This is a genomic window from Glycomyces sp. NPDC048151 (assembly GCF_043202775.1).
Lineage (GTDB): Bacteria > Actinomycetota > Actinomycetes > Mycobacteriales > Micromonosporaceae > Glycomyces.
On the sequence record NZ_JBIDBB010000001.1, the window covers coordinates 506,847 to 518,121 of the forward strand.

Annotated in this window: 11 protein-coding genes and 1 riboswitch; of the genes, 10 read left to right on the plus strand and 1 reads right to left on the minus strand. The window is 71.8% G+C overall.

Going from position 1 to position 11,275, the window contains the following annotated elements; translation table 11 throughout:
- Positions 1-26: 26 nt before the first annotated feature.
- From dnaJ to ACGGCP_RS02395, 7 genes are all read left to right on the plus strand, one after another.
- Positions 27-1,154 (plus strand): molecular chaperone DnaJ, encoded by a 1,128-nt coding sequence (gene dnaJ, locus ACGGCP_RS02365; protein WP_392959902.1) that lies wholly within the window; start codon positions 27-29, stop codon positions 1,152-1,154.
- Complete coding sequence (locus ACGGCP_RS02370) at positions 1,151-2,089, plus strand: hypothetical protein (protein WP_392959903.1); 939 nt, start codon at positions 1,151-1,153, stop codon at positions 2,087-2,089. Before dnaJ ends, ACGGCP_RS02370 begins: the two co-directional genes overlap by 4 nt.
- A 439-nt stretch (positions 2,090-2,528) precedes the next feature.
- Positions 2,529-2,873, plus strand: a complete 345-nt coding sequence (locus ACGGCP_RS02375; protein WP_392960423.1) for a heat shock protein transcriptional repressor HspR — start codon at positions 2,529-2,531, stop codon at positions 2,871-2,873.
- A gap of 176 nt (positions 2,874-3,049) precedes the next feature.
- Positions 3,050-4,447, plus strand: coding sequence for a hemolysin family protein (locus ACGGCP_RS02380; RefSeq protein WP_392959905.1), 1,398 nt, complete (start codon positions 3,050-3,052; stop codon positions 4,445-4,447).
- Entirely contained in the window at positions 4,444-5,463 is a 1,020-nt protein-coding gene (locus tag ACGGCP_RS02385; protein ID WP_392959907.1) for a hemolysin family protein, read from the plus strand. Before ACGGCP_RS02380 ends, ACGGCP_RS02385 begins: the two co-directional genes overlap by 4 nt.
- 176 nt (positions 5,464-5,639) lie before the next feature.
- Entirely contained in the window at positions 5,640-6,983 is a 1,344-nt protein-coding gene (locus tag ACGGCP_RS02390) for a cell division protein DivIVA (protein ID WP_392959909.1), read from the plus strand.
- A 216-nt stretch (positions 6,984-7,199) separates the two neighbouring features.
- Complete coding sequence (locus ACGGCP_RS02395; protein WP_392959912.1) at positions 7,200-8,828, plus strand: beta-N-acetylhexosaminidase; 1,629 nt, start codon at positions 7,200-7,202, stop codon at positions 8,826-8,828.
- Positions 8,829-9,032: 204 nt separating this feature from the next.
- On the opposite strand, the gene ACGGCP_RS02400 is transcribed toward ACGGCP_RS02395, so the two are convergent.
- On the minus strand, positions 9,033-9,971 hold the full coding sequence (locus ACGGCP_RS02400; RefSeq protein WP_392959914.1) for an NlpC/P60 family protein: 939 nt from the start codon (positions 9,969-9,971) through the stop codon (positions 9,033-9,035).
- An 8-nt stretch (positions 9,972-9,979) separates the two neighbouring features.
- A riboswitch (cyclic di-AMP (ydaO/yuaA leader) is annotated at positions 9,980-10,151 on the minus strand.
- Between the two features lie 190 nt (positions 10,152-10,341).
- Between ACGGCP_RS02400 and ACGGCP_RS02405 the strand changes: the two genes are divergently transcribed.
- From ACGGCP_RS02405 to ACGGCP_RS02415, 3 genes are all read left to right on the plus strand, one after another.
- Positions 10,342-10,692: a metal-sensitive transcriptional regulator gene (locus ACGGCP_RS02405; protein ID WP_392959917.1), complete on the plus strand. Its 351-nt coding sequence runs from the start codon at positions 10,342-10,344 to the stop codon at positions 10,690-10,692.
- Entirely contained in the window at positions 10,689-10,931 is a 243-nt protein-coding gene (locus ACGGCP_RS02410; protein WP_392960425.1) for a heavy-metal-associated domain-containing protein, read from the plus strand. Before ACGGCP_RS02405 ends, ACGGCP_RS02410 begins: the two co-directional genes overlap by 4 nt.
- 128 nt (positions 10,932-11,059) lie before the next feature.
- Positions 11,060-11,239, plus strand: a complete 180-nt coding sequence (locus tag ACGGCP_RS02415; protein WP_392959920.1) for a hypothetical protein — start codon at positions 11,060-11,062, stop codon at positions 11,237-11,239.
- Positions 11,240-11,275 lie beyond the last annotated feature (36 nt).

Below are 11,275 nucleotides of genomic sequence, written 5' to 3' on the forward strand. Positions count from 1 at the left end.
CGATGAGCGAGTAAAGGAGGCGTCCGGTGGCATCGCAGGAATGGCTTGAGAAGGACTTCTACGCCATACTCGGCGTGCCGCAGGACGCCTCCAAGAAGGACATCGAGCGGGCGTACCGCAAGCTCGCGCGCGAGCTCCACCCCGACCACAACCCGGACCCGGCCGCCGAGGAGCGCTTCAAGGGCATCTCGGAGGCCTACTCGGTGCTCCACGACGACAAGGCCCGCAAGGAGTACGACCAGATCCAGCTGATGAAGTCGGGTCGCGGCGGCTTCGGCGGCATGCCGGGCGGCGGCGGCGTCAACCTCGAGGACCTGTTCGCCAATTCGGGCGGCTCAGGCGGGTTCTCCGACCTCTTCGGCGGCCTGTTCGGCGGCGGTGGCGGCGGCGCCCACCGGCGCCGCAGCGGCGCGCAGCGCGGCAACGACCTGCGCACCCACATCACGCTCGACTTCGCCGACGCGGTCAAGGGCACCACGACCGAGCTGCGGATGCGCGCGCCGGGCGAGTGCGAGACCTGCCACGGCTCGGGCGCGAAGCCCGGTACGGCCCCGAGCACCTGCCCCCGCTGCAACGGCCGGGGCCTGGTCACCGAGAACCAGGGCGCGTTCAGCTTCGCCCAGCCCTGCCCCGAGTGCGAGGGCACGGGCACCGTCGTCACCGACCCGTGCGCCGACTGCGGCGGCACGGGCGCGACCACGAAGGACCGCGTCATCACCGTGCGCGTCCCGGTGGGCATCGGCGACGGCCAGTCGATCCGCCTGGCCGGGCGCGGCGCGCCCGGCGAACGCGGCGGTCCCGCGGGCGACCTCCTCGTGAAGGTCGCCGTCCGCACGCACCCGCTGTTCGCCCGCGACGGCGACAACGTCACCGTGCGCCTGCCCGTCTCCTTCCCGGAGGCCGCGATGGGCGCGAAGGTGAAGGTGCCTACCCTGGACGGCCCCGTGACCTTGAAGATCCCCGAGGGGACCCCGACCGGGCGCGTGCTGCGCGTCAAGGGCCGCGGCGTCCCCGGCAAGGGCGACCTGCTCGTCACCGTCGACGTCGAAGTGCCCCAAGTGCTCTCGCCCGAGGCCCGCGAGGCCCTGGAGAAGTACGCGGCCGCGTCCCCGGCGGCCGACCGCTCGAAGCTGGAAGAGCTGACGGGCCAATGATCGCCTTGGCGGGGAACGCGATCCGCGACTCGGCGCTCCTGCGCCGGGCACGCCGGGACGCCGCGATAGCGGCACGCCCGGCGGCGTTCGCCCCTGCGCCGCCGAGCGAGCGCGAGCCGCGGTCGGTGATCGCGAAGGCGAAACACGCGATCGGCGACTCGGCGCTGCTGCGCCGATCGCGCGGCAAAGCCGTGAACGCGGCAGTCCCGCCCGCGCCGCTGACGGACCCTGCCGGGTCGTCCTTGGCCGCCAAGGCGAAACACGCGATCGGCGACTCGGCGCTGCTGCGGCGGGTGCGCCGCCGCGCCGCCACCGACCCGGTGGCGGTCGTCCCCGTGCAGACGGTCGAGCGCCGCGAGCGACTGGAACCGTCCGAGCCGCAGCCCGAGACGACGACCCGCCGAGGCCTGCTGCGCCTGCGGCCGCGTTTCGTCCGCGCGCCGCGCGAGGCCGCCGCCGCCGAGCGGGTGCCGGTGCGCTACCGCGTGGCGCGGGCGGTCGGCTCCGCCGCGAGCGCGCTGCCCCGGTCCCGGGCCGTGCGCGTGGGCACCGCCGTCGCCGTGGTCGTCGCCGAGAACCAGGGCATCCTGCGGGCCGGGCTCACCGCTGCGAGCGCCGTTCCGGTGCTGCGCCCGTACGTGAAGGTCGCGGTAGCCGCGACCAGCGCCATCTCCGTGGCGCATCGCGTCATCCGGGCGAAGGACAAGGCCGCAGGAGTCGTCTCGGCGTTCCGCGCCCCCGCCGCAGACGCCGGGACCGCCAACGCGGGCAACGGCTTTGCGCTCGGCTCCACGCCGCCCGCGGGCGGCCGCGGCGAGCCGGACCCCGCCCGGTTCGCGAACCCGGCGGCCTACCGCCCCAGGCCTGCCCGCCCGACGCCCGTTCCCGTTCAGGCGAACGATGGCGCGAACCCGGAAGACTTGGCGGCCCGATGATGTTGCAACCGGTGATGATGCAGAAGGTGCGCTTCCGACTCGCCCGTCTCCCGTGGACGGCGGAGCCGTCCGTGCCCGGCGCAGACCGGGCCGCCGTGCCCGGCACCCGCGACGGGAACCCCGCCGCGACCGGCAGACGCCGCACCGGCGTGCTGCGTCCCGGCAACCGCCGGGATGCCGCGGCGCGGCAGGCGAGGAACGAGCGAGGGAGGGAACAGTGACCGCTTCGGACCAGCACGGCCCCGGGCCGCACGACACCGACCGCACCGCCGCGCGCTCCGGCGAGACCGCCGCGCGCCGTCCGGCCGACCGGCCCGCCGACATGAGCGCCCGCCACCACGTGCGCATCGAGATCGCCTACCACCAGCGCCTCCCCGGCGGCAGCGGCGACGAGATCGACTACGACGCCAAGATCCTCGCGATCTCGGCCGCCGCCGAGATGGCCGGGATGCACCCGCAGACCCTCCGCCAGTACGACCGGCTCGGCCTCGTCGAACCCGCCCGCACACCGGGCGGCGGCCGCCGCTACTCCGTCCGCGACGTCACGCGCCTGCGCGAGATCCAGCGCCTGTCCCAGGACGAGGGCGTGAACCTCGCCGGGATCAAGCGGATCATGGACCTCGAACGCGAGGTCCAGGCCGTGCGCGCCGAGGCTGGGGCCGCCGTCGAGGAGCTCGCCCGCGAACTCCAGCGCGCCCGCGCGCAGCTCGCCGAACTGCAGGCGATGGCCGGTCCGTTCGGCCGCACCACCGACATCGTCTTGTGGCGCGGCGAACAACGATGACCGCTTGCCTCCCTGCTCCGTCCCGTTAAGATCGGGCCCATGCGACGAAAACGACGCTCCATCGCGGCAGGCAAGCCGCGCCGAGCCCGACATCGAAGTCCCCGGCCCGGAAGCGGCGACCCGCTCCGGGCAACGGAACCGAACAGTGCCGCCGCACGGCACCAGGGGCGTGAGCAATGCTCATAGCCATCGGACTGGTCATCATCCTGGCCGTCACCGCCGCCACCGGCTTCTTCGTGGCGCTCGAATTCGCCTACACCGCCGTCGACCGGGCCAAGCTCCACGACATCGCCGACGGCCCCGACGCCCGCCGCGCCGCCCGCGCCCGCCGGGCCCTCCAGATCTGCTCCCAGCTCTCCTTCGTCCTCTCTGGCGCGCAGCTGGGCATCACCGTCACCGCCCTCTTCGTCGGCTTCTTCGCCGAACCGTATCTGGGCCAAGGACTCGCGGACCTCCTCGGCGTCGCCGGAGTCCCCGCCGCGCTCTCGGTCACCCTCGGCGTCACCATCGCGTTCGTGTTCGCCAACGTCGTCCAGATGATCCTCGGCGAACTCGGCCCGAAGAACCTCGCGATCGCCCGCACCGAAGCGCTCGCGCTCGCCCTCGCGGCCCCCACCCGCGCCTACATGACCGTGTTCGGGCCCGTCATCCGCTTCTTCGACGTCACCTCCGTCAAGCTCCTCAAGCTCATCGGCATCCACGCCGTCGAAGAGCTCGAGCACAACGCCACCCCCGAGGACCTCCACCGCATCATCGACGTCTCCCGCGACGAGGGCGCCCTCGACCGGGGCCTGTCCGAACTGCTCGACCGCGGCCTCGACTTCACCACCACCGTCGCCGACCAGGCCATGACCCCGCGCGTCAACGTCCACACCCTCCCCGCCGACGCCACCGTCGCCGACGCCGTCGAGGCGCTCGCCGGAGGCCACTCGCGCTTCCCGGTCGTCGGCGACGACGTCGACGACCTGCGCGGCGTCGTCGGCATCAGCCAGATCATCGGCGTCCCCCGCGAGGACCGCGGCACCGTGACCGTCGGCCAGGTCGCCGACCCGGCCCTGCTCGTCCCCGCGTCCCTGCCGCTCCCCACCCTGTTGGAGCGCATGCGCAGCCAGCACCGCCAGCTCGCGTGCGTCGTCGACGAGTTCGGCGGCTTCGCCGGGATCGTCACCCTCGAAGACCTCGCCGAGGAGCTCGTCGGCGAGATCCGCGACGAGCAGGACCGCTTCGAAGCCGTCCCGGTCTCGCTCGCGGGCGGCGCCTGGCTCATCCCCGGGCGCTGGCGCATCGACGAGGTCGCCGACGCCACCGGCATCGAACTCCCCGAAGGCGAGCACTACGAGACGATCGCGGGCCTCGTGATGGCCCTGCTCGGCCGCATCGCCCACCCCGGGGACACGGTCGAAGTGGACACCGTCCCGGGCGACCGCATCTACGACGCGGACGGCGACGGCCTGGCCGACCCGGCCCCGCGCACCGTGAAACTCGTGGTCGTCTCCTGCGCACGTCATGTGCCGCAGGCGATCGAGCTCCGGCCCGCGCCCGTGGGCGAAGCCTCGGCGGAGGTGGACGCGTGAGCACCGGACCCGCACTGCTGATCTCCGTACTCCTCCTGGCCGCCAACGCGTTCTTCGTCGCCGCCGAGTTCGCCCTCGTGGCCTCCCGGCAGCACCGGCTCGAACAGGACGGCTCCCGCGCCGCCCGCGCCGCCCTGCGCGGCACCAGGAACCTGTCGCTCATGCTCGCGGGCGCCCAGTTGGGCATCACCGCGTGCACCGTCGGCCTCGGCGCGCTCGCCGAACCGGCGCTGGCGCACGCGATCGAGGTCCCGTTGGAGGCCGTCGGGCTCGAGTCGGCGGCGCACCCGATCGCGTTCGCGATCGCGCTGCTCGTCGTCGTGTTCCTGCACATGGTCGTGGGCGAGATGATGCCGAAGTCGTGGGCGATCACCCACCCCGAGTCGTCGGCGATGGCGCTGATCTGGCCGTTCACCGGCTACGTGTGGCTGACGAAGCCGATCCTGCTGGGCCTCAACCACGGCGCGAACGCGATCCTGAGGGCGTTCAAGGTCGAGCCGGCCGACGAGAAGGCGCAGGCGCACTCGCCGGAGGAGCTGCGGTACCTGCTGCGGTCCTCGGCCGAGGCGGGCGTGCTCGGCGAGCCTGAGCACCAGATGCTCACGCACGCCATCGAAGTGCAGCGCCGTCCGGTCGGCGAGCTGTCGATCCCGTGGCCTGAGGTCGTGACGATCAAGGCCGGTTCCACTGCGGTGCAGGCGGAGGAGCGCAGCCGCGACACGGGCCGTTCGCGCCTGGTCGTGGTCGACGCGCAGGAGCGCCCGGTCGGCCTCGTCCACGTGCGCGAGGCCGTGCAGGCCGAGCCGGGGGCCGCGGTCGCCGACCTGGCCGCCGCGCCGCTGCTGGTGGGCGCGGAGACGACCGTTGCCGCGGCGGTGGCGCTCATGCGCCGCCAGCGGGCGCAGCTCGCGCTCGTGACGGGCGCGGACCGCGAGGTCACGGGCCTGGTCGCCATGGAGGACCTGCTCGAGGAGATCATGGGCGACTTCTACGACGAGACCGACAAGCTCCGCTAACGCGTCGAACACAGTAGAGGGCCTCGCCAGGGTTGCGACTCTGGTTGAGGCCCTTTCATTTTTCTACTTCTAGACGTTTTCGGCGCGACACGCGGCGCGGGCGTGTTCGTCTCCGGTTTCGGGCCCTTCAGGCGTGATCATGATTCATCAACCGTTTCCTGTGACTCTGGAAGACCATGTCGAAATTCTTCGAGGAATCCGGGCCCGAATTCGCTGTCGCCATGCGCGGCTACGACCGCAATCAGGTCGAAGAGTTCACTTCCCGGCTGTACCAGAACATCAAGACCCACGAGCAGCACCGCGACGAGGCGTCGCGGGCATTGGAGGCCGCTGAGACGCAGCTGCGCCGCGCCGAGGAGCGCATCACCGCCCTGGAGCGGCGCGTCGCCGACCGCGCCACGCAGATCGCCGAGGCCGAGGCCCCGACCCTGGCCGGGCTCGGCGCGCGCGTCGAGAAGATCCTGCGCGCCGCCGAGCAGGACGCGGGCGTCCAGAAGGCCGACGCGAAGCGCCAGGCCGCCGCGATGCTGAACGAGGCCCGCGCCGAGGCCGAGTCGATGATGCGCACCGCCCACGCCGAGGCCGCCGACATCACCGCCACGACCGACCAGGACGTCACCGAGATCCGCGCCCGCGCGGTGAACGAGACGACCGAGCTGCGCGAGAACGCCCGCCGCAACCACGACCTGGCCCTGGCCGACGCCCACCGCGAGGCGCAGACCGCGCAGAGCCAGTCGCGGGCCGAGGCCGAGAAGACCCGTTCGCAGGCCGAACGCGAGATCGCGGTCCAGCGGGCCACGGCCGAGCGCGAGGTCACCGAGCTCAAGGCGCACGCCGCCCGCGAGTCGGACGAGCAGCGCAACGCCGCGCAGCGGCTCCTCGCCGAGGCCGCCGAGCACCGCAAGAAGAAGACCCAGGAGCTCATCCTGGCCGAGGCCGACCGGCGCGAGCGCGCCCAGAAGGAGGAGGCCGACCGGCACCAGCAGGCCATCGCGACCGCGCAGCGGATCGTCTCGGAGGCCGAGGATCGGCTCGCGCTCGCCGAGGAGCGGGCCCGCAGCTCCGAGAACCGCTCGGTGGAGCGCCGCGAGGAGGCCGACCAGCAGGCGAAGGACGCGCTGCAGCGCGCCGTCGAGCAGTCGAAGGTCGTCAAGGCCGACGCGGTGAAGGAGGCGGACCGCCTGCGCCGCAACGCGGAGGAGCGCGCCGCCGAGCGCGTGCAGCCGCTCGCCGAAGAGGTCGAGGCGCTCTCGCGCCAGCGCGACAGTGCGGGCTCGAACCTGACGGACCTGCGCCGCCAGCTGGGCCTGGTCTCGGGCGAGGAGGAGCCGACGCTCGCGGGGTCGTCCGCCGGGTCGTCGTCGAGCGGGTCGAGCTTCGACCTGCCTTCGGCAGGTAGCGGCTACGAGTCCCCGGCGTCGCTGGGGGTCTTCGAGTCGGAGTCGGCGCCGCTGCCGATCAACAAGCAGCGGGACGGTTCGGACATCGACCGCACGCAGCAGCTGCCGGTGGTCCGTTAGGCCGCAGTACCGCAAAAAGAAGAGCAAGGCCGCGCGCCGCGGTCGGCCGGGAAGGGAGCGAAAACGCTCTCAGCACTGGCCGACCGCGGCGCGGCCCTATATTATAAATAAACTGAACTAATTCGGTGGGGGCGGCGCACCGCCCCCGCACACCCCCCGGGCCCGCGAAGCCGCGCGAGCCGAACAGCGCCACAACCAGCACAGGAGCCCCCGCACATGCAGCGCCGCATCTCGCTGATCCCGCAGCCGCAGCAGCTCAACGCCGCAGACGGCGACCTCGACTTGAGCATCCTCAGCGCCATCAGCGCCGACCCCGGGCTGCACCCCCTGGCCTGGCTCCTCTCCGACCTCCTCAACCGGGGCACCGGCCTGCGCCTCCCGGTCGTGCAGGCCGCCGCGGAAGACGCCGCCGGAGGCCGCGTCCTGCGCCTCGCCCTCGAAGGCGACCGCCCCGAGGACTTCACGACCGCCGCCGAGGCCTACCGCCTCGACGTCACGGCCGACGGCGTCGACCTCGTCGCCGCCCACCCCGCCGGGATCGCCCGCGGCATCGCCACCCTGCGCCAGCTCCTCCCCGCAGACGCGCTCCGCGAGGCCCCCGCCGCCGAGCCCGTGCTCCCGTTCGTCGCGATCCGGGACGAGCCGCGCCTGCGCTGGCGCGGCGTCATGCTCGACGTGGTGCGGCACTTCCAGCCGAAGGACTTCGTGCTGAAGATGATCGACCGGGCGTGGCTGCACCGGCTCAACGTCGTGCACCTGCACCTCAACGACGACCAGGGGTGGCGTTTCGAGGTGCCCTCGCGCCCGAAGCTCATCGAGGTCGGGTCGTGGCGGCCGGAGACGAAGCTCGGCCACGCCCGCACCGAGGCGGGTTACGACGGGACGCCGCACGGCGGCCACTTCTCGGTCTCGGACCTGCGCGAGATCGCGTCGTACGCGCGCGAGCGCCACATCATGATCGTCCCCGAGGTGAACCTGCCGGGCCACGCCCGCGCGGTGCTCGCCGCCTACCCCGAGCTCGGGGCGGGGCAGGACCAGTCGGTCTCCGGGACGTTCGGCGTGTTCGAGGAGGTCCTGGAGCCGACGCAGGCCGCGCTGGACTTCGCGCTGGAGGCGTACACGGCGATCGGGGAGGTCTTCGACGGCCCGTTCGTGCACATCGGCGGCGACGAGGTGCCGATGACGCAGTGGGAGTCGTCGCCGGTCGCGCGCGAGCTCATGGAGCGCGAGGGCATCACCGACGTGCGCGGCGTGCAGGCGTGGTTCACGAAGGCGTTCTGCGACCACCTCACGGGCATGGGCAAGCGGGTGATCGGCTGGGACGAGATCCTCGACGGCGGCGCGCCCGCGGACGCCGCGGTGCAGGTGTGGCGCAACGAGGCCTACGTGGAGAAGGCCCTGGAGGCCGGGCACGAGGTGCTGGTGAGCCCGCAGACGCACGTGTACTTCGACCACTACGAGAGCGACGATCCCGAAGAGCGCCTTCGCATCCACGGCCTGACCCCGATCGCGAAGGTCGCCGAGTGGGACCCGGTCCCGCCGGGCATCGACGCCTCCAGGATCCTCGGCGTCCAGGCGCAGCTGTGGTCGGAGTACCTGCCCGAGCCGCGCGACGTGGAGTACGCGGCGTTCCCGCGCCTGGCGGTGTTCGCCGAGGTCGCGTGGACCGGTCAGCAGGTGCGCGAGGCGAACCCGGTCCTGGACCGGCTCGAGGCGCATCTGGACCGCCTGCACGCCATGGGCATCGGCTACCGTCCGCTGACGGGCCCGAAGCCGTGGCAGAAGGGCGGCACGGGCCGGTACGAGCGCTTCGACTGGGAGTTCACCGCGCCCGAGGTCGAGTAGCCCCCGAAACGTCTTGGTATGAAACGAAACCCGTGCGGGCCGAAGGATCGGCCCGCACGGGTTTCTCTACTATGAAATCAGTCCCCGACGGCGGTATCGGCGCATTGCGGGTCAGCAGCAGGGTCAGCAATCGGGACCGCCGGTGCCGCCGCCGGGGAGTCTGCGTCCCGGGCCCCGCCGGGCCCGGGGGAGCTTCCGCTGCCGCTAGGGGCGCCCGTACCCGTCGATGCCCATGATGTCGATGTCGGCGATCTTGACGACGGTGGTCGAGTTGGGGGCGTGGATGATCTGGTCGCCGCCGATGTAGATGGCGACGTGGCTCAGGCCGTTGTAGAAGACGAGGTCGCCTTCCTGGAGCTCGTCGCGGGAGATACGCGCGGTCTCGTTCCACTGCATCTCGGTGTTGTGCGAGAGCGAGACGCCGACCGCGCCCCACGCGCCCTGGGTGAGGCCGGAGCAGTCCCACTCGTCCGGCCCGGCCGCGCCGTACACGTACGGGTCGCCGAGCTGGTCGTACGCGAAGTCGACGACGCCGGAGGAACCGGTGTAGTCGCCCCAGTCGGGCTCGGGGTTCTCCTCGGCGTACGCGTCGTCGTACTCCTCCTCGAGGGCGGCGATCTCGTCCTCGATCTCCTCCTGCTGCTTCTCGATGTCCCCGAGGATCTCGTCGGCGCTCGCCTTGAGCGTCTCCAGTTCCGTCCTGCGGGTCTCGAGCTCCTGGACCTGGGTCAGGTTCGCCTGCAGCGCCTCGTTCTCGGCGGCGGTGAGGTTGTCGAGGTACATCAGGCGGTCGGCGAAGTCGGCGGGGTCGCCGGCGAGCACGGAGTTGACCATGGCGAAGTCGCCCGCGGTGTACGCCGAGGCGGCGTATTCGGCGAGGGCCTCGTTCGCGGCGGCGGTGGACGCTTCGAGGTCGGGCAGCTGGGCCTCGATCTCGGCGATGAGCCGGTTGGCGTCGTCGAGCTCTTCGCGCTTGGCGTTGTAGTCCTCGATGACCTTCTCGAGCTCGGAGTGGCGCTCGTCGATCTCGGCCTGGATCTCCTCGCTCGTCTGCGCGTTCGCCGAAGAGGTCGTGAACAGCGAGGCGGTCACGGGGATCAGTGCTGCGGCCATGACGGCGGCAGTGATTCGCCGGGTACGCACCAGGGAGGCGCTCCTTCCTTTGGCCGCCTACCGGGTTAGCTGTCGGGTTCGGGCGGAAGGAAGGGTCGCCCTACGCGCCCGGGGACGCGATTCACCCCGTCGGCTCTGCGTTGGACGCCGACTGCTGGTTCCCCGGTTCAGTGGGACTGGGGTGCCCCTCCGACTCGGCGGTGCCGCTCGGCGGGTGCGGGGTGCCCCCGAGTTTCCGACGCGACGGGTTCACGTTAGAGGCCCTTGTGGCCCTTGACAAGGGCGGGGGGAGAATTTTTCACACAATGGCACGGAATACTACGGGCCGCTGCACTGAGCTGACGAGCAGTTGCCGAGATACCCCTAAGGGGTATAGACTGGCGACCGGAGGGAAACGAACATGGCGAACGAACCGACCGACACAGCGGAGCCGACCGAGGGTTCGCCCGCGCACGACGGCCACGACCACTACTGGTACCACGGCGACAAGGCGGCCATCACCCGCCGCCTCAAGCGCATCGAAGGCCAGATCCGGGGCATCCAGCGGATGGTCGACGACGACCAGTACTGCATCGACATCCTGACCCAGATCTCCGCCTCCACCAAGGGGCTCCAGGCCGTCGCGCTCAACCTCCTCGAAGGCCACCTGGCCCACTGCGTCGCCGAAGCGCAGACCTCGGGTGACCCGACCGCCGCCGAAGCCAAGGTCAAAGAGGCCTCGGACGCGGTGGCCCGACTGCTCAGAACCTGAACACCACCGCGCCCACCGAAGGAGAACCAATGGAGACCGTCTACGAAGTCAAGGGCATGACCTGCGGCCACTGCGTCGGCAGCGTCACCCAGGAGCTCACCGCCCTCCCCGGCGTCCAGAACGTCGCCGTCGTCCTCGAGACCGGCAAGGTCACCGTCACCAGCGAGACCCCCCTCACCGACGACGCCGTCCGCGAAGCCGTCGACGAGGCCGGGTACGAACTCGTCGGCCAGGCCTAGCCTGCACACCCGGAAAGGCCCTGAACACCCGTTCACCGGGTGTTCAGGGCAAATTTATGGCTCGCAAGCTTCGCCAAGGCCGCCTCTTCGTTGCCGCGGCCGGGTGTCCCTGAAGTACAGTCGGTGACATGGCAGTCTCCGACGACGAACGCTCCGTAGAGCTCGACGAGGACTTCTCCGTGCTCCCGGACCAGACCTCCGACGACACCGACCGTGGCTGGGGCGAGACCCCCGTACGCCGCCCCCGCAAGTCCGAGTTCTCGGCCCGCGACCTCGACCTCCTCGCCGAACGCCCCCCGCACTGGTAGCCCCAGGCACGAAAAAGGCCCGGACCCCGGAGAGGG